Here is a 19,811-nt window from a genome sequence, read left to right as displayed (position 1 = left end):
ATCACCGCCTTTCGATGTCGCTATTTTGCCTCCTTCGAGCAACCGGTCAGACCACTTCGATCGGCACTACCCGACCGGACTCCGGTTAAAGGCGGAACGGTATGACTCACCCCGCATCGGGGCGGCTTCCGGGCTTCCATCTGGCTCAATGAGGGAGTCTTGCGAGCGAATGCCATGTTGGTGCGGCCTTCTCTCGCGGGATCCACGGCGAGACGTTCAAGGCATCATCGTCGATCGCCATGGGCGGTCATACTCGAACGTAACCCGATGGTCGCCCGAGAATGTAACGATTCCGAATCGGTTGACTCAGGGCGGCGGAACTCAAATCGCCCGTCGCGGAGCGCCCCCTGCGGGCGAGCCCCCAAACAATTTCGCCGCCGTACGGGCCCTTTACGAGGGTCGGTACGGCGGCGAATCGAAATGCTGAATTGTAAACGCGATCTCAGGTATTCATCGAGTCGAAGAATTCCGAGTTCTGCTTGGTCTGACGCAGCTTGTCGATGAGGAACTCGATCGCGTCCTGCGGACCCATCGGGTTGAGGATGCGGCGCAGCACATAGGTCTTCTGCAGGTCGGAGCGCGGCGTGATGAGCTCCTCCTTACGGGTGCCCGACTTGAGGATATCGATCGCCGGGAAGATGCGCTTGTCGGCGACCTTGCGGTCGAGCACGATTTCCGAGTTGCCGGTGCCCTTGAACTCTTCGAAGATCACTTCGTCCATGCGCGAACCGGTATCGATCAGCGCGGTCGCGACGATGGTCAGCGAGCCGCCTTCCTCGATATTGCGGGCGGCGCCGAAGAAGCGCTTGGGGCGCTGCAGCGCGTTGGCGTCGACACCGCCGGTCAGGACCTTGCCGGAGGACGGCACAACCGTGTTGTAGGCGCGGCCGAGGCGGGTGATCGAGTCCAGCAGGATCACGACATCGCGGCCATGCTCGACCAGGCGCTTGGCCTTCTCGATCACCATCTCGGCGACCTGAACGTGGCGGGAGGCCGGCTCGTCGAAGGTCGAGGACACGACCTCGCCCTTCACCGAGCGCTGCATGTCCGTCACTTCCTCGGGACGCTCATCGATCAGCAGGACGATCAGATAGCACTCGGGATGATTGCTGGTGATCGACTGGGCGATATTCTGCAGCAGAACCGTCTTACCGGTGCGCGGCGGCGCCACGATCAGCGCGCGCTGGCCCTTGCCGATCGGCGCGACGATATCGATGACCCGCGGCGAGAAATCCTTCTTCGTCGGGTCCTGCACCTCAAGCTTCAGGCGCTCGTCCGGGTAGAGCGGCGTCAGATTGTCGAAATGGATCTTGTGCTTGATCTTCTCCGGGTCCTCGAAATTGATCGAGTTGACCTTGAGCAGAGCGAAATAGCGCTCGCCATCCTTCGGACCGCGAATCGGACCCTCGACCGTGTCGCCCGTGCGAAGGCCGAATTTCCGGATCTGCGACGGCGAGACATAGATGTCGTCCGGGCCCGGCAGATAATTTGAATCGGAGGAGCGCAGGAAGCCGAAGCCGTCCTGAAGAACCTCGACGACGCCCTCGCCCAGGATTTCGGTCTCGCGCGCAGCGAGCTGCTTCAGGATGGCGAACATCAGCTCCTGCTTGCGCATGGTGCTGGCGTTCTCGACCTCGACTTCCTCGGCGAAGGCCAGGAGTTCGGTCGGCGATTTGCTCTTGAGCTCTTGAAGCTTGATTTCCCGCATGGGGCACCCGGATCGTGAACGCCCTGCGAACAGGCAGGGTTAAGGACGGTACTGGATTGATCGACTTATCGGTCCTTAACGGACCTGCGCTTTTGGGTTGCGCGACATGAGCTGCTGCAGGGGCAGGCAGCTCACGAACAGTCGACAACAAGGGAGGACGCTGGAGAAGCGTAGCGTCCTGATAGCGGGAATCGGGTCCGCGCTCAAGCGGAAAGCGCGCACTGCCTCAGAACGGCTTCACGATGACCAGAATGACGATGCCGACCATCAGCACGGCCGGGACCTCGTTGAGGATACGGAAATAGCGCGGCGACTTCACGTTGCGGTCCGCGGCGAAATTGCGCACGTGTTTCACCAGCATGCCGTGGATGCCCGACAGGACGAAGACGAGCAGCAGCTTGGCGTGCAGCCAGCCGCCCTTGAAGGCGAATGCGTACCAGGCGAGGTAGAGGCCGAGCACCCAGGTCAGGACCATCGCCGGGTTGATGATGCCCTTGAGCAGCCGGCGCTCCATGATCTTGAACGTCTCGGACTGGATCGAGCCGGTCTGAGCCTCCGCGTGATAGACCATCAGCCGCGGCAGATAGAGCATGCCGGCCATCCAGGAGATGACAGCCATGACATGGAAAGCCTTGATCCACTCGTACATCGCCTTAGCCCTCAGCCCGAACCCGTCTCAACAAGCGCTCGACATGCGCGATCGGCGTGTCCGGCAGGATGCCGTGGCCGAGATTGAAGATGAACGGCCGATCTCCGAAAGTTGTCAGGATGGCATCGACCTCCTGTTCCAGCTCGGGACCGCCGGCGCGCAGCACCAGCGGGTCGAGATGGCCCTGCACCGGGACCTTCGACTGGATGGCGTCGCGGGCAAAGCTCCGGTCGATATCGGTTTCCAGTCCGACGGCATCGACGCCGGTCCCTGCGATATAGTCCGGGATCAGTCGGCCGGCCCCGCGCGGAAAGCCTATGATACGTACCTGCGGATGGACCGCGCGCACGCCTTCGACAATCCGGCGCGTCGGCACGATGCACCAGCGCTTGAAATCGTCCGGTCCGAGCGATCCAGCCCAGCTGTCGAAGATCTGGACGGCATCGACGCCCGCGGAGATCTGCGCGTTCAGATAGGCGATGGACGACGTGACCAACCGATCGATGATCGCCTGGAACAGCGCGGGATCGCGACCGGACAAGTCCTTGGCCGGTCCCTGGTCCGGCGTGCCGCGGCCGGCGACCATATAGGTCGCGACGGTCCAGGGCGCACCGCAGAAGCCGATGAAGCCAGTTCCGGAGGGCAGGGCAGCGCGAACCCGTCGAACCGTCTCCAGGATCGGATCGAGCCTGCCCTGGTCTGCCTCGCGATCGATCTCTGCTAGGCGGGTAGCATCCGCCACGGGCTCAAGCCGCGGCCCCTCGCCCTCGGCAAACCAGAGCTTCTGACCGAGAGCCTGCGGCGCGACCAGGATATCCGAGAACAAGATAGCGGCATCGAAGCCGAAGCGTCGGATCGGCTGAAGGGTTACTTCGGCAGCCCATTCGGGGTTGTAGCAGAGCGAGAGGAAGCTCCCCGCTTTGGCTCTGAGCTCGCGGTATTCCGGCAGATAGCGTCCAGCCTGGCGCATCAGCCAGATCGGAGGGGTAGGCAGGGTTTCACCGCCAAGCACGCGGATCAGAGCAGAGGTCTCGGTTCTCGTCATGCCTGACGGGCCATCCATCCCGCTATCTTTCGAATAAGATTCTTAGAGAGAATCTTTTGTTTTGACTCTTGGAGGCAGGGAGATAGCCCGCCACAATTTTGTCCACAACCGCTCCACAGCCACTGGGACAGCGAGTCGCGGGGAGCCCGGCTGCTAGTTGCCGGTTAAGGCTTTGTTAACGAGTTGGAATCGGCGACGCCCACGCAGCCGTCCAAAATGATTCACGTGAAACACTTTCTTTACCATTCACAGCCGGCCGGCTGTTGATGGCTCGGAGGGGTTATACAGAGGCGACGCCCAGCCTCCATTTTCTGTTCAGTTGTCCACATTCCTCCCCATAGCCCTCGGGAACGGCGCACCCCTGCCGGGCTGCTCGCCGAACCGGCCTCGCCGGAAAGGAAAAGCCGCGCCCGTGTCAATTCACGTCGGGGCGATTCCGATCGAACGCAAACCGCGCTAGAGGATAGGAACGCTTCAGGCCGGGGGATGCCGTGGTCCGCAATTATTTCCATCTGCATCTGGTCTCGGATGCGACCGGCGAGACGCTGATCGCCGTCAGCCGGGCTGCGGCCGCGCAATATGAAAGCGTCTCGGCGATCGAGCATGTCTACCCGCTGGTCCGCTCGGAGGCACAGCTCGCCCGCGTCCTCGCCGAGATCGAGGCCTCGCCCGGCGTCGTTCTCTACACGCTGGTCGAGCCGGAATGGCAGGAGAAGCTGGAGAATTTCTGTCGCGAGCTCGGCTGCCCCTGCCTGTCGGTGCTGCAGCCTGTGCTCTCGCTGTTCCAGTCCTATCTTGGCCAGGCCCAGACGACGAAGCCGGGTGCGCAGCATGTGCTCAACACCGAATATTTCCGCCGCATCGACGCGATGAACTACACGCTGCTGCATGACGACGGGCAGATGGGTGGCGATCTTGACAATGCCGATGTCATCCTGGTCGGCATCAGCCGGACCTCGAAGACGCCGACGAGCATCTATCTCGCCAATCGCGGTATCAAGACCGCGAACATTCCGCTGGTGCCGAACATCCCGCTGCCGCCGGAACTGGAAAGCGCGAAGAAGCCCTTGATCGTCGGCCTCATCGCCAGCGCCGACCGCATCGTCCAGATCCGTCAGAACCGCCTCTTGTCGCTGCGCGCCGACGACGACACATCTTATGTCGATCCGACCGCCGTTGCCGACGAGGTAACGCAGTCGCGTCGCCTCTGCGCCCGCAAGGGCTGGCCGGTGATCGACGTGACACGCCGCTCGATTGAAGAAACCGCGGCTTCGATCGTCGATCTGCTGCGCGACCACCGCATGAAGTTCATCGCGACATGAGCACCTCATCCGGCCTCTGGCTCTCTCCCGAGCCACTGATCCTCGCCTCTGGCAGTGCCACCCGGCGTGACATGCTCACGGCTGCCGGCATCCCGGTCGAGGTGGTGAAGCCGGAAATCGACGAGCGCGCTGTCGAAAAGCCTTTGGTCGATCGCGATGTGCCGGCGGATCAGATCGCGGCGGCACTCGCCTGCGCCAAGGCGTTGGCCGTCTCGTGCGACCGGCCCGGCCGTTTTGTCCTCGCCGCCGACCAGACGCTGATCTGTGGCGGCGCAGCCTTCCACAAGCCCGCGGACCAGGCGGCGGCAGAACGCCAGATAGCGGCACTCGCCGGGCGGACGCACGAGCTCCATTCCGCCTTCGTCATCGCGCGGGACGGCGCGCCACTGGCCGAGGGGCTCGAGGCAGCGCGCCTGACCATGCGTTCGTTCCAAGCGGATTTCATCACGCGCTATCTTGCCGTTGCAGGTTCGGCCGCCCTGACCAGCGTTGGCGGCTATCAACTGGAAGGGCCGGGCGCCCAGCTCTTCGACAAGGTCGAGGGCGATCATTTCACCATTCTTGGCCTGCCGCTGCTGGCGGTGCTCGCCTCGCTGCGCGAGCTCGAATGCCTGGCCGGTTAACGGACTTTCTCATGTCGCCTCGCTGTTTCGTCATCGGACATCCCATCGCGCATTCGCGCTCGCCTCTGATCCATGGCGAATGGCTGCGCGAGCATCAGCTTGCCGGCTCCTATGAGCGGATCGATGTCGCACCAGTCGATCTCCCCGCCTTCATCTCGCGCTTGCGCGATGGCGAGTTCGCTGGCGGCAATGTCACCGTGCCGCACAAGGAAGCGGTGATGGCACTGGTCGATGAGGTCAGTGCTGCCGGCCGAGCGGTCGGCGCGGTCAACACGCTATGGCGCGAGAACGGCCGGATCATCGCCGATAACAGCGACGTGCCGGGTTTCCTCGCTCATCTCGATGCCAGCGTTCCGGGTTGGCAGGGTAAGGTCGGCACGGCCTTGGTCCTTGGTGCGGGCGGCGCGGCGCGGGGCATCTGCTATGGCCTGAAGGCGAGGGGCGTCGCACGCATCCTCGTCGCCAATCGCAGCCCGGAACGGGCGGCCGAACTGGTCGCCGCACTCGGTCGCCCCCTGGAAGCGGGCGATTGGGCCAAGCGGGACAGCCTCGTCGGAGAGGCCGATCTCATCGTGAACACCACGGCACTCGGCATGCAAGGCAAGCCGCCATTGGAGATCGATCTCGCCGCCTTGCGGCCGGGCACGATCGTCGACGACATCGTCTACGTCCCCTTGAAGACTGCGCTGCTGGCCGATGCTGAACAGTGTGGTGGCATTCTCGTCGACGGGCTCGGCATGCTGCTCCACCAGGCTGTGCCCGGTTTCGCCCGCTGGTTCGGCGTGACCCCGCGGGTGACGCCGAACCTGCGCGCCTTGATCGAAGCCGATATCCTGAAGGCCTGATTCGCCGGAGCCATCATGACCTTTGTCCTCGGCCTCACCGGCTCGATCGGAATGGGGAAGTCGACGACCGCGCAGCTCTTCGTGCAGCGCGGCGTGCCCCTGCATGATGCCGATGCCGCCGTGCACGGCCTGCATCGCGGCCGGGCTGCGGCACCGATCGAGGCAGCTTTTCCAGGCACGGTCATCGACGGCGCTGTCGATCGCGCGAAGCTGGGCGCCGCCGTGCTCGGCAAGCCCGAGGCTTTGCGCCGGCTCGAAGAGATCATCCATCCGCTGGTGCGCGAGGAGGAGGAGGCCTTCCTCGCTCGCTGCCGGCGGGAGGGGGCGGAGCTCGCTATCATCGATGTGCCGCTCCTGCTGGAGACAGGTGGCGAGTCGCGCTGCGATGCCGTCCTGGTGGTGACAGCACCGGCCGAGGTCCAGCGAGAGCGCGTCCTCGCCCGCCCCGGCATGACCGCTGAGAAGCTCGACGCCATCCTGTCGCGCCAGATGCCGGATGCGGAGAAGCGCCGCCGTGCCCATTTCCTTGTGGACACCTCGCGCGGCCTCGTGGCCGCCGAACGGCAGGTCGGCTCTATCCTGATGGCGCTCGCCGGCCGTCCCGGGCGCAGCGTGCAAGCGAGGTCCTGAAGCGATGCGCGAGATCGTTCTCGATACCGAAACCACCGGCGTCGAAGCCAATAATGGCGACCGTATCGTCGAGATCGGCTGCGTCGAGCTGGTCAATCACTGCCCGAGCGGCCGCACCTTCCACGTCTACATCAATCCCGAACGCTCGATGCCGATTGAGGCCTATAACGTCCACGGCCTCTCGGAAGAGTTTCTCTCGGACAAGCCGCTCTTCGCCGCAATCGCGCAGGAATTCGCCGAGTTCATCGCCGGCGCCAAGCTGGTGATTCATAACGCAGCCTTCGACGTCGGCTTCATCAACATGGAGTTCAAGCGTCTCGGCCTGCCGCCGATCGAGCAGGGCTTCGTGGTCGACACCCTGTCGATGGCGCGCCGCAAGCATCCCGGCGCCTCGAACAGCCTCGACGCGCTCTGCTCGCGCTACGGCATCGACAATGGCCGCCGCACCAAGCACGGCGCATTGCTCGACTCGGAGATTCTGGCAGAGGTCTATATCGAGCTCATTGGCGGCAAGCAGGCCTCGCTCGGCCTCGGCGTCGATGCGGCAGCCGGTCGTCCCGGCATTGCCATGGCCGCGGTCGAGAAGCCACAGCGGCAACGTCAACTGGCGCCGCGCCTCAGCGAAGAGGCGCTTAAGGCGCACGAGACCTTCATTCTCAGCTCGCTCAAGGCGCCGCTCTGGAAAGGCTATCTCGGCATTACGGACGACGCGGCCCAATAAATCCGCGTCGCCCGTCGCCGGGGGCTTATCGCGCCCGGCGGCGCGACATCATGTTGAGCGCCTCAATCAGGGCCGAGAACGCCATCGCCGCGTAGATATAGCCCTTCGGCACATGCACGCCGAAGCCCTCGGCGATCAGCGTGCCGCCGATCATCAGCAGGAAGCCGAGCGCCAGCATCACGATCGTCGGGTTCTTGTCGATGAAGCGCGCCAGCGGGTCGGCGGCGAGCAGCATCGTCAACACGGCGACGATGACGGCGATGACCATGACCGGCACATGCTCGGTCATGCCGACGGCGGTGATGATCGAGTCGATCGAGAACACCAGGTCGAGCAGCAGAATCTGGAAGATCGCCGCACCGAAGCCCAGCGTCACGGCGCGCGTGCCGCCTTCGGCGAGCACCGATTCCGGATCGGGATCGACCTTGTGATGGATTTCCTTTGTCGCCTTCCAGACCAGGAAGAGACCACCCGCGATCAGGATGAGATCACGCCAGGAGAAGGCCTGGCCGAAGATCGTGAAGATCGGCGCGGTGAGCTTGACGATGAAGGCCACGGTACCGAGCAGGGCGAGCCGCATCACCAGCGCCAGGCCGATGCCGATCCTGCGGCCCTTCGAGCGCTGATGCTCGGGCAGCTTGTTGGTCAGGATCGAGATGAAGATCAGGTTGTCGATGCCGAGCACGACCTCCATGGCGATCAGTGCCCCGAGCGCGGCCCATACGGCGGGGTCGGCGGCAAGCGTCAGAAGGGCGTCCATCAGGTCTCCATCGGATACGGAAAAGGCGGGCGTCCCTGCCGGGGCGTCCGCCGATGCGTTGATCACATGGAGAGGGGTAGCTGGCTCCGCAAGGACAACAATCATCCGCAACAAATGAAAAAGGGCCCCCAAGGGGCCCTTTCGTCGTAAACTGCCAATGCAGCGGCCGATCAGTTCGTCGCGGCGCCCTGCTCGCCCTGGAGCTCCTGCATGCGCTGCTGGAACAGGGCCGCAAAATCGATCGGCGGCACATAGAAGGGCGGGAAGCCACCGTTCTGCACGGCCTCGGCGATGATCTGCCGGGCGAAGGGGAAGAGCAGGCGGGCGCAGTCGATCACCAGCACGGGGTGGATGTGCTCCTGCGGGATGTTCTGCAGGCGGAACACGCCGGCATAGCTCAGGTCGAAGGCGAAGAGCGTCTCGCCCTTGATCTCGGCCTTGCCCTCGAGGCGCAGAACGGTCTCGTAATCGTCGTCGCCCAGCGCGGTCGAGCCGACATTGACCTGCAGCGACATCTGCGGGCCCTGCTGGGCCTCCTGCTGAGCGAGCGCGCGCGGCGCCTTCGGGTTCTCGAAGGAGAAGTCCTTGGTGTACTGGATCAGTGCGTTCAAGCTCGGAGCCTGATCGGCGGCGGCACCATTGCCGTTGGGAAGTTCGTTGGCCATTGGTCCCATCTCGTTCTGGCAGGCTGTCTCGGGAAATCCCGCGCCTCGCCGGCACTCGGGACTGCGCTCCATGCTATGGAGCGGCGCGCGCGTCGGCTATCATGGACGCCGTGCCGGCACAAGAAGTCGCCTTCACAAGCCGGGGGGTGGATGTTACGAGCCAGTCTCACCATATGACGGTGAAGGTCCGGCACGTGATGCGGCAGGGCCGGACAACAACGGGGAGCCGCGGGTCAGCTTTCGATGCAAAATTCCTTCGACATGCAGACTCTGGTCTTCCTGGTCCTTGCCGTCTTCGTGGCCTGGAAGCTGCGTTCCGTGCTCGGCCAGAAGACCGGCCACGAGCAGCCCAAGGACCCCTTCGCCCGTCGCGAGACCCCGCCGATGCGGCCTGACCAGGGGCAGGCGCCCGAAGCGCGCGACAATGTCATCCGCTTGCCGGGCGCCGCCAACGACGCGAGCGCGCCCGAGGCGCCCGCGGCCGAGCGCTGGAAGGATCTGGCTGCACCGGATTCCCCCGTCAGCGCCGGCATCGAGGCGGTGATCCGCCAGGAACCGGGCTTCGATCCGCATGAATTCATCGGTGGCGCCAAGGCTGCCTATGAGGCGATCGTCACCGCCTTCGCCCGCGGTGACCGCAAGATGCTGAAGGGTCTCCTCGCCAAGGAGGTCTATGACGGCTTCGAGCAGGCGATCACCGAGCGCGAGAAGCGCGGCGAGAAGGCGGAATCGAACTTCGTTTCGATCGACAAGGCCGATCTCGCCGCCGTCGACGTCAAGGGCAAGACTGCGCAGGTCACGATCGGCTTCGTCTCGCAGCTCATCAGCGTCACGCGTGACGCTCAGGGCACGGTCGTCGACGGCAGTGCCGAGCAGGTCTCCGAGGTCAACGACATCTGGACCTTCTCGCGTCAGCTCGGCAGCCGCGATCCCAACTGGCTGCTCGTCGCCACCGAATCCGCTGCGTGAAGCGTGGCAGCGCCAGTGTCGCACTGGCGTTCTCCGCAGCTCTGGGCCTCGCATCCGTGACCGCCATGGCTTCGCCGCCCCCGCTGCCCCAAGGAGCCCGCGCCGAGGCGCTGTCGCCAGCCGAGCTTCCCGGCTGGGCGCAGGATGACCACGCCAAGGCCTTCGCCATCTTCGCGCAGGGCTGCATGAGCGATCCGCCCTTGCGCCAGGGCGTGCCGCTGCCCGAGCGGCTCACCGCTGTCTGCGACAAGGCCAAAGCACTCGCTGCTTCAGGATCGATCCACCGGGAGCAGGCACGCTCCTTCTTCGAACAGAACTTCGCCTTCTGGCGCATTCGTCCCGAAGGCGGCGAAACCGGCTTCACAACCGGCTATTTCGAGCCCGAGTTCGAGGGCTCGCTGACCAGTTCCGACGCTTTCCCGACGCCGCTCTACGACCGGCCGAAGGACCTCGTCACACGCTTCTCCGAGGACGACTGGCCGGGCCTCGACAAGACGCTCTCGGCCGCACGCCGCACTGCTGAGGGTTTCGAGCCCTTCCCGGACCGCACGGCGATCGAGACCGGCGCGCTCGATGGCCAGGGGCTTGAAATCCTTTGGCTGCGCGATCCCGTCGACCGCTTCGTGCTGCAGGTGCAGGGTTCCGGCCGTGTCCGCCTGCCTGATGGATCGGTGGCGCGGTTGACCTATTCCGGCCGCAACGGCCATCCCTACACCTCCCTTGGCCGCGTGCTCAGCCAGCGCGAGAACATCCCGCCCGAGCAGATGACCATGGACCGGCTGATTGCCCGGTTGAAGGCCGATGCCGGCTTCGCCCGCGACCTGATCCGCTTGAACAAGTCCTTCGTCTTCTTCGCCCGGCGTGACGACCTGCCAGCCGAAACCGGGCCGATCGGGGGCGCCGGCCTGGCGCTGACGCCGATGCGGAGCATCGCGGTCGATCGCACAGCCTGGCCTTATGGCGTGCCGGTCTGGGTCGATACCACGATCCCCGACGGCACCGGCGGGGGCGAGCATCTGGCGCGCCTGATGATCGCACAGGACACCGGCTCCGCCATCCTCGGACCGGCCCGCATGGACCTCTTCGTCGGCTCGGGCGCTGCGGCGGGCCATCGTGCCGGCCTGATCCGACATCCCGTCGCCTTCACCGTCCTGTGGCCGCGCTGAGATGCGGTCTCGCCGCGGAAAGACGCTGACGGAAGCCGATATCGCGCTCTGGCGCCAGGTCGCACGCTCGGTGAAGCCCTTGCCCGGCCGGGCGCCGATCGAGCCGGAGCCGGTTCCCGAGCAGGCTGCTCCGCCGCCGCCCGAAACCGCGATGCGTGCCGTCGTAATGGCTGCGACAGTCAAAACGACGCCACCATCGGCCCCCCCGCTGGCGCCGATCGAGCGGCGTTTACGCACGCAATTGCGCCGGGGCCAGCAGAGCGTCGACGCCTCCATCGATCTGCATGGCATGCGGCAGGACGAGGCGCATCTGGCGCTTCATGCCTTCCTGCGCCGCGAGCAGCGCCGCGGCTGCCGCATCGCCCTGGTCGTGACCGGCAAGGGTGCTTTGGCGCCGGCTCTGTTCGGCGACGAGCGGGGCGTGCTGCGCCGGATGGTGCCGCATTGGCTGCGCCTGCCAGACCTGCGCACGCTGGTCCTCGGCTTCGAGGAGGCCGAGCAGCGCCATGGTGGGTCCGGCGCGCTCTATGTCCGCCTGCGCCGCCTGCGGGAGCATGGGCCGTGACGCCCTTCGGCCAGCGCGTCCGGGCTTTGCGGGAGGCGCGCGGCATGAGCCTCGCGCAGATGGCGGAGGGCCTCGGCGTCTCGCCGGCCTATCTCTCGGCGCTGGAGCACGGCAAGCGCGGACGTCCGACCTTCACCCTGATCCAGGGCGCGATCCATCTCCTGGGCGTGATCTGGGATGAAGCCGACGAGCTCGTCCGCCTCGCCGATCTCTCGCATCCGCGCGTGACTATCGACACCGCCGGCCTCGACCCGGAAGCGACGCTCCTTGCCAATCGATTGTCGCGCGAGATCGGCCTGCTGGAGGGTGAGGATCTCCACCGTCTGGCCGCCATTCTCGACGAAGCCACCGCCCGGCGCGATCCCGCCTGAACCGCCATGCTTGACCGCACGACAGGCGGATGCGACAGGGCCAGCACCTTCCCTATCGGCCGATGGGCCGCGTCATCCGGACAGAGCAAGCAAGAGCCATGACCCAGACCCGTACGGATGTCCTCGCCCTCGGCAATGCCATCGTCGACGTGCTGGCTTCGGCCGAGGAGGATTTCCTCATCGCCCAGAAGCTGACCAAGGGCGCGATGATGCTGATCGACCAGGCCCGCGCCGAGTCGCTCTATGCCGCGATGGGCCCGGCCCGGATCATCTCCGGCGGCTCGGCCGCCAACACCATTGCTGGCCTCGCCTCCTTCGGCGGCAAGGGCGCCTTCATCGGCAAGGTCAAGGGCGACGAGCTCGGCAAGCTCTATCGCCATGACCTGACCTCGCTCGGCGTCGCCTTCGGCACGGCCGATGCGACGGAAGGGCCGGCGACCGCGCGTTCCTTCATCATCGTCACGCCCGATGGCGAGCGTACGATGAACACCTATCTCGGAGCCTGCCAGGGCCTCTCGGTCGCCGATGTCGACGCCAAGGCCGTCGAAGCCGCCGATATCGTCTATCTCGAAGGCTATCTCTGGGATCCGCCGGCGGCCAAGGAAGCCTTCCGCAAGGCTTCCGAGATCGCTCACAAGGCCGACGGCCGCGTCGCCATCACCCTGTCGGATTCCTTCTGCGTCGATCGCTACCGCGACGAGTTCATCGGCCTGATCCGCAACCGCATGGTCGATCTCGTCTTCGCCAACGAGCACGAGCTCAAGAGCCTCTACGAGACCTCGGATTTCGATACGGCCCTGTCCTGGCTGCGTTCGGAGAACATCCTCGCCGTCGTCACCCGCTCCGAGAAGGGCGCGCTGGCGGTGACGCCGGAGGGCATCGTCGAGGAGCCGGTCTTCCCGGTCGAGCGCGTGGTCGATGCGACCGGCGCCGGCGATCTCTTTGCCGCCGGCTTCCTCTACGGCCTGACCTCGAACCGCGAGACCCGCGACTGCCTGCGCCTCGGTGCGCTGGCCGCGGCCGAGATCATCTCGCATGTCGGCGCCCGCCCTGATGTCAGCCTGAAGACGCTGGCCGGCAACGAAGGGCTGCTCTGAGCGCAGCACCCTTTGTCATTCCGGGGGCGGCTCTCTGGGCCGAACCCGGAACCCACAACTGGGCTAGGCCCGAATTACAATTTTTCCCGCGTCGCCGAACGTCCGGTCTCACCCAGTCGTGGCTTCCGGCTTTTCGCGGAGTTTATCCTTGGGCCAACCGAAGATCGGACCCGAGGGCGAAGCCCCGGAATGACAAGGGGCCTACTTCAATACAGCGTCGCCTTGACCCGAGCCGGCAGCGCCTCGTCATAAGCCTTGCCGTCGAAGGTCGCGACCTCTGCGTTGCGCGCCGTGATGTCGCGCAACATCGTCCCGGGCGAGGGCAGGTTGCGCCGGTCGACCTGCCGCTCCGGGTTCCAGAGCTCCGCCCGCACTACCGCGCGGGAGCACTGGAAGTAGACGGCCTCGACATGGACGACCATGACGCTCGCTGGCAGCTTCCCGGCCATCTCGAATTGCAAACACAAATTGGGGGTCGCAGGAAATCGCCGCACGTCCGTTGACGCGCAGCGTCTCGCCGCAGCCGGGCACCAGGAAGAGCATTCCGATTCGATCGTCGAACAGGATATTCTTCAAGGAATCCAAACGGTTATTCCCTTTTCTGTCGGGAATCAGGAGCGTTTTCGCGTCCCGGACCGTAACGAAGCCCGGCAAATCCCCACGCGGCGAACAATCCAGCCCCTCCGGACCGACCGTCGCCAGCACGAAAAACGGCGAGGCCGCGATCAGCGCCGCATAGTTCGCATCGACATGATCGATCTCCTTGAAGGTCGAGGCCGGCGCGATCGGATTGGGATAGGCGCGAGCGAGGTCGTCGAGCGAGGCGATGCGGTGGTCGGACATGCCGGTCTCCATGGATCGGCATATGTCTAGACTATTTGCGACGCTGGCGCAGGTGTTTTTAGAGCTGCGGATTGAGCATCGTTTATTGTTGTGCTTGACCTATCGTACGGGTGGGGAGGCTTTTGTATGCATATCCTATTTGTCGATGAATCAGGGACGCCGCCAAAGCCGACAGCCGACTTCTCTAAGCAAAAGTATTTCGTAATCGGAGGCGCTATTGTCCACGAGAGCGCGTGGCAAAGAATGCGTGATTCTCTTCTTGGGTTGAAAGCTCGACGAAGAATCCGTGGGGAGTTCAAATGGAGGTATTTTGCACCTGGAAACGATGACGCGCATAATCCGATGAGAGGGCTGCTGCAATCTGAGCGAGATCAAATCAGAATCGAGATTTTTAATCTCATTTCAAATGAGAAAGGCATTACCTGCCTGGCTTGCGTTGCCGACGCCGCAGCTGCTTATGAGTATAAGAGCATCGAGAATACCGATGATCTGTACCATGCTACTTATAAGCCGGTAACAGAACGCTTTCAGTATTTTTTGCAGGATTTCAGCAGGTTAGCGCATGCAAAAGAGCACGGCGTCGTTGTTTGCGATCATAGGGGGCGTCGGACGATAAACGCCTTCGGCAGCATCACGACAGGCTTCTATACTCGTCGAGCGAATTTACCTCGAAATACAAAAACTTAGTCGAGAGCGTGTTTTTACAACCTTCAAACCTGAGCGTTGGAATCCAACTAGCAGACATGGTTGCGGGAGCAGTGTGGAGGAAATTTGAGAAAGGTGACGACCGCTGGTACCGCCTGATAGAGGCTTCGTTTCGCACATCAAAAACAGGTCAGATCTCAGGATTCGGACTTGTTCGATTGCCTAAAAATTCAAAAGAGGACGCCGGGTGAGACCGCAGTCCCAACGTGCAAGGTGACGCACTCCCGGCGGCCTGAATGTAGGCATAGCTCTCCATCTTGACAAGAGAGCCTGTAAGTGACTCCGACGATTCGCTTGTTCCAGCACCTCTGATGGGTGGCGCGTTCCAATTGTGCGAATCAAAACAGAACGCCCCGCATCTTCCGATGCGGGGCGTTCTGTTTTTCAAGCTGGCTTATGGGCCGATTACTCGGCCGCGCCCTGCTTCTCGCGGGCCTTCTCGGCCTCGCGCTCTGCCTTGAGCTTCTCCGTGATGTCCTCGCCGGTCTGCTGGTCGACGACCTTCATCGAGAGGCGGATCTTGCCGCGCTCGTCCTGGCCGAGGAACTTGACCTTGACCTTCTCGCCTTCCTTGACGACGTCCGAGACCTTCTGGACGCGCTTGGGAGCGAGCTCGGAGATGTGGACGAGGCCGTCCTTGGCGCCGAAGAAGTTCACGAAGGCGCCGAACTCCATGATCTTGACGACGGTGCCGTCATAGATCACGCCGACTTCGGCCTCCGAGACGATCGACTTGATCCACTTGATCGCGGCTTCGATCGACTTGCCGTCGGCCGAGGCGATCTTGATGGTGCCGTCGTCCTCGATGTTCACCTTGGCGCCGGTCTTCTCGACGATTTCGCGGATGACCTTGCCGCCGGAGCCGATGACTTCGCGGATCTTGTCGACCGGGATCTTCATCGTCTCGATGCGCGGCGCGAACTCGCCGAGCTGGCTGCGCGAGGCCGAGAGGGCCTTCGACATCTCGCCGAGGATGTGCTCGCGACCGCCCTGGGCCTGCTCGAGGGCGACCTTCATGATCTCCTCGGTGATGCCGGCGATCTTGATGTCCATCTGGAGCGAGGTGATGCCCGAAGCAGTACCGGCCACCTTGAAGTCCATGTCGCCGAGATGATCCTCGTCACCGAGGATGTCGGAGAGCACGGCGAAGCGCTTGCCTTCCAGGATGAGGCCCATCGCGATGCCCGCGACCGGAGCGCGCAGCGGCACGCCGGCATCCATCAGCGCCAGCGAGGTGCCGCAGACGGTGGCCATCGAGGAGGAGCCGTTCGACTCGGTGATCTCCGAGACGACGCGCAGGGTGTAGGGGAACTCGCCCTTGGCCGGCAGCATCGGGTGGATGGCGCGCCAGGCGAGCTTGCCATGGCCGATTTCGCGGCGGCCGGGCGAACCCATGCGGCCGGTCTCGCCGACGGAGTAGGGCGGGAAATTGTAATGCAGCAGGAAGGTTTCCTTGTAGGTGCCTTCCAGCGAGTCGATGAACTGCTCGTCCTCACCGGTGCCGAGCGTGGTCACGACCAGCGCCTGCGTCTCGCCGCGGGTGAACAGGGCCGAGCCATGGGTGCGCGGCAGGACGCCGGCCTCGGCCACGATCGGGCGGACGGTCTTGCCGTCGCGTCCGTCGATGCGGATGCCGTCGTCGAGGATGTTCCAGCGCACGATCTTGGCCTGGGCTTCCTTGAACTGCGCGCCGACCTTGTCCTTCGGGAAGGTGGCGACGCCGTCCGGCGCATCCGAGACCAGCGCGGCAACGACCTTGGCCTTGACGGCGTCGACGGCCTTGTAGCGCTCGGCCTTGGCGGTGATCTTGTAGGCGGCGCGGAGTTCCGCCTCGCCAACCTTCATGATCGCGTCGAGGACGGCGGAATCATCCGGCGGGTTGAAGTCGCGCGGCTCCTTGGCAGCCTTCTCGGCCAGGCGGATGATCGCCTCGATCACCGGCTGGAAATGCTTGTGGCCGAACATCACGGCGCCGAGCATGACCTCTTCGGTCAGCTCCTTGGCCTCGGACTCGACCATCATCACGGCGTCCTGGGTGCCGGCGACGACGAGATCGAGAGCCGATTCCTTCATCTCTTCGATGGTCGGATTCAGCTTGTAGGCACCGTCGATATAGCCGACGCGGGCGCCGCCGATCGGGCCCATGAAGGGCACGCCGGAGAGGGTGAGCGCAGCCGAGGTCGCGACCATCGCCAGGATGTCCGGATCGTTCTCGAGGTCATGCTGGAGAACGGTGACGACGACCTGGGTGTCGTTCTTGTAGCCTTCGACGAAGAGCGGGCGGATCGGACGGTCGATCAGGCGGGAGACCAGCGTCTCCTTCTCGCTCGGGCGGCCTTCGCGCTTGAAATAGCCGCCGGGGATGCGGCCGGCCGCGAAGGTCTTTTCCTGGTAGTTCACGGTCAGCGGGAAGAAGTCGAAGCCCGGCTTCGGTTCCTTCGCGGAGACGACGGTCGCGAGCACGACGGTCTCGCCATAGGTGGCCATCACGGCGCCGTCGGCCTGGCGGGCGACCTTGCCGGTCTCGAGGACGAGCTTGCGGCCGCCCCAGATCAGTTCTTCGGTTTGGATATCGAACATGTGTTTCGTCTTTCGGTCGGGTTCGACCCGTCCGGTGCCTTCAGGCCCATGGGCAAGACGGCGGAACGCTCGGGTGTGAGAGGGAATGCGCCCGAGCGCTCGGCGATCCTGCCATGGACGTCTTGGGCGTCCGGCGGGTCACGCGGGAAGGCCGCCCCATGCGGCTGCCGCGAGAGTCAGGCAGGCACCCCATGGCGCCCTTGCCCGAAAAGGAGCCGCCCGGAGCAGGTCGCACCGGGCGGAAACCGTCAGCTTTCGATCAGCGGCGGATGCCGAGCCGTTCGATCAGCGTCTTGTAGCGAGCTTGGTCCTTGCCCTTGAGGTAGTCGAGCAGGGAACGGCGCTGGGAGACCAGCTTGAGCAGGCCGCGACGCGAATGGTTGTCCTTCGCATGCGACTTGAAGTGGCCGGTCAGGTTGGTGATGCGCTCGGTCAGGATCGCGACCTGAACTTCCGGCGAGCCGGTGTCGTTCGGCTTGGTGGCGTATTCCTGGAGCAGCGCGGTCTTGCGCTCGGCAGTGATCGACATCGGGAGATCCTCGTGTTCGGGTTGATCTGGCGGGCCAGGCCGGGATGTCGTCCAGCAAGGTCCGAAGCCCGCGAGCACCTCATCAAGGAGGGGTCGCGCGGCCGGCAGGTTAAGCCGGTTGCCCGGGCATATACACGAAATCAGGGGAAACGCCAGCGTTCCGGAGTCAGGATTAGGCAGAGGTCTCGCCCCGGTCATAGCGCTGCTGTGCTGCCTCGACCTCGCTGATATGCGCCTCGGCCCAGAGGGTGAGCTGGTTCACCGTCTGCGCCAGTGTCCGCCCGAGCTCGGTCAGCGAATATTCGACGGTCACCGGCACCGTCGGAAAGACCTCGCGGCGCACCAGCCCGTCGCGCTCCAGGCTCTTCAGCGTCTGCGACAGCATCTTCTGGGAAATGTTCTCGATCCGCCGCCTGAGTTCGTTGAAGCGCAAGGTGCCGTCGTCGAGCGCGATCAGGATCAGCACCGCCCAGGTATCGCCGATGCGGTCGAGCACGCGCCGCGTCGGGCACAGCGCCTGGAAAGGGTCGGGGCGTTTCAGCATGGCGGTTTCCCGGAGGTGACCATGTCGCGTGAAAGTGCCTTCTTTACGGGGCGGCGCGGTAGGGTCAGATAGGTTCCATCGGAGTGCAGGTATCCGTTGGATACCACAACAAGGAACCTCTGTCATGACAATCGCCAAGAAGGTCGCATTGATCGGCGCCAGCGGATTCATCGGTTCGCGCCTGCTGGCTGAACTCTCCGCCCGCGGCCATGCCGTCACCGCCATCGTCCGCAATCCCGAAAAGGTCGTAAGCCTGCCCGGCGTCACCGCCGTCAAGGGCGATGTCTTCGACAAGGACGCCCTCGCTAAGCTTATTGCCGGCCATGATGCGGTGATCAGCGCCGTGCATTTCACCGCCAGCGACCCGCAGGTCCTGCTCGCGGCCGTGAAGCAATCGGGCGTGAAGCGCTATCTCGTCGTCGGCGGCGCCGGCAGCCTGGAGGTCGCGCCGGGCGTGAAGCTGTTCGACACGCCGGCATTCCCGGCCGCGTATCTCGACGAAGCACGGAAGGGCGGGGTCTTCCTCGATCTTCTGAAGCAGGAGCAGGGGCTCGACTGGACCTTCCTGTCGCCTTCGGCGCTGATCCAGCCGGGCGAGCGCACAGGCAAGTTCCGCCTCGGCACCGATCAGCTTCTCGTCGACGCCAAGGGCAACAGCGCGATCTCGGCCGAGGATTATGCGATCGCTCTCGTCGATGAGCTGGAAAAGCCGGCCCATAGCCGTCGCCGCTTTACCGTGGGCTACTGATTTCTCGCGTCATAACAAAAAGGGCCGCGCCTCCCTCAGGAAGCGCGGCCCTTCTTTATCGAAAGCTCGCGATCGCGATCACGCCTTGCGGAAGCGCTTCTCACCGATGCTGAGCGTGCCGCGCTTCAGCTTCCCGAGCGCGACCCAGCCGGTCTCGCCCTCGAAATAGAGCTTCGAGCGATCGACCGCATAGCGGCCGACATGCTGCGCCCCGGCGGCGGGCTTGGCCTTGTGGAACTGTCCATCGGGCCTGAGATCGATCAGGATCGACCCGTCCTCGGTCTTCCACTGGCCGATCGCGGCCTGTTCGAAGGGGCCTAGGGTGTCGGCGGTGTCGAAATCGATCTCGAGCGGGCGGACGGAACGGCTGACCGGCGCGAAGCCGGAAGCGAGCTGGCCGAGAGCCTGAAGAACCTGGCTGATCTGCATGGTTTTCGTCTCCCTGTTGTGGTGACGGCTGAAACCGCTTGTCGCAGACATCCCCGTCGGGACCTGTCAGCAAGCGGTGCGGCGTCGATCGACTCCAGCGAGCCGGCCGAGGAACGTCACAAATTGTAATGTGCGAGGGCGGCGTCGTGATGGAGCAAAGCTCCGGCGCCTGTCACTGAGATAGGCCGATCGAGCGCCGCGACAAGAGGCGGCGAACAAAAATTTCTTCCTTGAAACGCAAACGGCGCCCGTGAGGGCGCCGCGCGTGTCGTATCCGAGGATGGTTCGGAGGCTCGT

Annotated in this window: 21 protein-coding genes and 2 pseudogenes; 13 read left to right on the top strand and 10 right to left on the bottom strand. The window is 64.2% G+C overall.

Features of this window, described 5'->3' with window-relative positions:
• Positions 1–442: 442 nt before the first annotated feature.
• The 3 genes from rho to hemE form a co-directional block, all read right to left on the bottom strand.
• Positions 443–1,708, bottom strand: coding sequence for a transcription termination factor Rho (gene rho / locus Q0Q36_RS12615; RefSeq protein ID WP_257735420.1), 1,266 nt, complete (start codon positions 1,706–1,708; stop codon positions 443–445).
• A gap of 226 nt (positions 1,709–1,934) precedes the next feature.
• Entirely contained in the window at positions 1,935–2,357 is a 423-nt protein-coding gene (hemJ, locus tag Q0Q36_RS12610; protein ID WP_293798521.1) for a protoporphyrinogen oxidase HemJ, read from the bottom strand.
• A gap of 4 nt (positions 2,358–2,361) precedes the next feature.
• Positions 2,362–3,402, bottom strand: coding sequence for a uroporphyrinogen decarboxylase (gene hemE, locus Q0Q36_RS12605; RefSeq protein WP_293798520.1), 1,041 nt, complete (start codon positions 3,400–3,402; stop codon positions 2,362–2,364).
• A 491-nt stretch (positions 3,403–3,893) separates the two neighbouring features.
• Between hemE and Q0Q36_RS12600 the strand changes: the two genes are divergently transcribed.
• The 5 genes from Q0Q36_RS12600 to dnaQ are packed head-to-tail and all read left to right on the top strand — an operon-like array spanning position 3,894 to position 7,543.
• Entirely contained in the window at positions 3,894–4,724 is an 831-nt protein-coding gene (locus tag Q0Q36_RS12600) for a pyruvate, water dikinase regulatory protein (protein WP_293798519.1), read from the top strand.
• Positions 4,721–5,347 carry a Maf family protein gene (locus tag Q0Q36_RS12595; RefSeq protein ID WP_293798518.1) on the top strand — a complete coding sequence of 209 codons (627 nt, stop codon included), beginning with the start codon at positions 4,721–4,723 and terminating at the stop codon, positions 5,345–5,347. The genes Q0Q36_RS12600 and Q0Q36_RS12595 overlap by 4 nt, the downstream gene beginning before the upstream one ends.
• A gap of 11 nt (positions 5,348–5,358) precedes the next feature.
• Positions 5,359–6,192 carry a shikimate dehydrogenase gene (locus tag Q0Q36_RS12590; RefSeq protein WP_293798517.1) on the top strand — a complete coding sequence of 278 codons (834 nt, stop codon included), beginning with the start codon at positions 5,359–5,361 and terminating at the stop codon, positions 6,190–6,192.
• 15 nt (positions 6,193–6,207) lie between these two features.
• On the top strand, positions 6,208–6,822 hold the full coding sequence (gene coaE / locus Q0Q36_RS12585) for a dephospho-CoA kinase (protein WP_293798516.1): 615 nt from the start codon (positions 6,208–6,210) through the stop codon (positions 6,820–6,822).
• 4 nt (positions 6,823–6,826) lie between these two features.
• Entirely contained in the window at positions 6,827–7,543 is a 717-nt protein-coding gene (gene dnaQ, locus Q0Q36_RS12580; protein ID WP_293798515.1) for a DNA polymerase III subunit epsilon, read from the top strand.
• A 25-nt stretch (positions 7,544–7,568) separates the two neighbouring features.
• Here dnaQ and Q0Q36_RS12575 read toward each other — a convergent pair whose 3' ends face one another.
• On the bottom strand, positions 7,569–8,303 hold the full coding sequence (locus Q0Q36_RS12575) for a TerC family protein (protein WP_293798514.1): 735 nt from the start codon (positions 8,301–8,303) through the stop codon (positions 7,569–7,571).
• A 170-nt stretch (positions 8,304–8,473) separates the two neighbouring features.
• A complete protein-coding gene (gene secB / locus Q0Q36_RS12570; protein ID WP_293798513.1) occupies positions 8,474–8,968 on the bottom strand; it encodes a protein-export chaperone SecB in 495 nt (164 codons plus the stop codon).
• A gap of 243 nt (positions 8,969–9,211) precedes the next feature.
• Between secB and Q0Q36_RS12565 the strand changes: the two genes are divergently transcribed.
• The 5 genes from Q0Q36_RS12565 (at position 9,212) to Q0Q36_RS12545 (ending at position 13,136) form a co-directional block, all read left to right on the top strand.
• A complete protein-coding gene (locus Q0Q36_RS12565; protein WP_293798512.1) occupies positions 9,212–9,937 on the top strand; it encodes a Tim44/TimA family putative adaptor protein in 726 nt (241 codons plus the stop codon).
• Positions 9,934–11,103 (top strand): MltA domain-containing protein, encoded by a 1,170-nt coding sequence (locus Q0Q36_RS12560; protein WP_293798511.1) that lies wholly within the window; start codon positions 9,934–9,936, stop codon positions 11,101–11,103. The genes Q0Q36_RS12565 and Q0Q36_RS12560 overlap by 4 nt, the downstream gene beginning before the upstream one ends.
• A 1-nt stretch (position 11,104) precedes the next feature.
• Positions 11,105–11,668, top strand: a complete 564-nt coding sequence (locus tag Q0Q36_RS12555; protein WP_293798510.1) for a Smr/MutS family protein — start codon at positions 11,105–11,107, stop codon at positions 11,666–11,668.
• A complete protein-coding gene (locus Q0Q36_RS12550; RefSeq protein WP_293798509.1) occupies positions 11,665–12,039 on the top strand; it encodes a helix-turn-helix domain-containing protein in 375 nt (124 codons plus the stop codon). The genes Q0Q36_RS12555 and Q0Q36_RS12550 overlap by 4 nt, the downstream gene beginning before the upstream one ends.
• Before the next feature lie 98 nt (positions 12,040–12,137).
• The gene (locus Q0Q36_RS12545) at positions 12,138–13,136 is read left to right on the top strand and encodes an adenosine kinase (RefSeq protein ID WP_293798508.1); all 999 of its coding nucleotides are present in this window, start codon (positions 12,138–12,140) and stop codon (positions 13,134–13,136) included.
• A gap of 206 nt (positions 13,137–13,342) precedes the next feature.
• Here Q0Q36_RS12545 and Q0Q36_RS12540 read toward each other — a convergent pair.
• Positions 13,343–13,979 (bottom strand): annotated as a pseudogene (locus Q0Q36_RS12540) (pyridoxamine 5'-phosphate oxidase family protein).
• Positions 13,980–14,105: 126 nt separating this feature from the next.
• Between Q0Q36_RS12540 and Q0Q36_RS12535 the strand changes: the two are divergent.
• Both Q0Q36_RS12535 and Q0Q36_RS25110 read left to right on the top strand, forming a co-directional pair.
• Positions 14,106–14,666: a DUF3800 domain-containing protein gene (locus Q0Q36_RS12535; protein WP_293798507.1), complete on the top strand. Its 561-nt coding sequence runs from the start codon at positions 14,106–14,108 to the stop codon at positions 14,664–14,666.
• A 2-nt stretch (positions 14,667–14,668) separates the two neighbouring features.
• A pseudogene (locus tag Q0Q36_RS25110) lies at positions 14,669–14,875 on the top strand (DUF3800 domain-containing protein); the annotation flags it as partial.
• 214 nt (positions 14,876–15,089) lie between these two features.
• Here Q0Q36_RS25110 and pnp read toward each other — a convergent pair.
• The 3 genes from pnp to Q0Q36_RS12520 form a co-directional block, all read right to left on the bottom strand.
• The gene (pnp, locus tag Q0Q36_RS12530) at positions 15,090–17,264 is read right to left on the bottom strand and encodes a polyribonucleotide nucleotidyltransferase (RefSeq protein ID WP_293798506.1); all 2,175 of its coding nucleotides are present in this window, start codon (positions 17,262–17,264) and stop codon (positions 15,090–15,092) included.
• Positions 17,265–17,523: 259 nt separating this feature from the next.
• The gene (gene rpsO / locus Q0Q36_RS12525; RefSeq protein ID WP_047579443.1) at positions 17,524–17,793 is read right to left on the bottom strand and encodes a 30S ribosomal protein S15; all 270 of its coding nucleotides are present in this window, start codon (positions 17,791–17,793) and stop codon (positions 17,524–17,526) included.
• Positions 17,794–17,965: 172 nt separating this feature from the next.
• On the bottom strand, positions 17,966–18,334 hold the full coding sequence (locus Q0Q36_RS12520; protein ID WP_293798570.1) for a helix-turn-helix domain-containing protein: 369 nt from the start codon (positions 18,332–18,334) through the stop codon (positions 17,966–17,968).
• Positions 18,335–18,461: 127 nt separating this feature from the next.
• On the opposite strand from Q0Q36_RS12520, the gene Q0Q36_RS12515 reads away from it, so the two are divergent.
• Positions 18,462–19,085 carry an NAD(P)-dependent oxidoreductase gene (locus Q0Q36_RS12515; RefSeq protein WP_293798505.1) on the top strand — a complete coding sequence of 208 codons (624 nt, stop codon included), beginning with the start codon at positions 18,462–18,464 and terminating at the stop codon, positions 19,083–19,085.
• Between the two features lie 78 nt (positions 19,086–19,163).
• Here the strand turns inward: Q0Q36_RS12515 and Q0Q36_RS12510 are convergent, their stop codons facing one another.
• Positions 19,164–19,514 carry an Atu4866 domain-containing protein gene (locus tag Q0Q36_RS12510; protein WP_293798504.1) on the bottom strand — a complete coding sequence of 117 codons (351 nt, stop codon included), beginning with the start codon at positions 19,512–19,514 and terminating at the stop codon, positions 19,164–19,166.
• Positions 19,515–19,811: the final 297 nt, after the last annotated feature.

It is taken from the genome of uncultured Allobosea sp. (genome assembly GCF_945957345.1).
Lineage (GTDB): Bacteria > Pseudomonadota > Alphaproteobacteria > Rhizobiales > Beijerinckiaceae > Allobosea.
The sequence above is the reverse complement of the archived record's forward strand: the minus strand, read 5'-3'. Positions and strand labels throughout refer to the sequence as shown.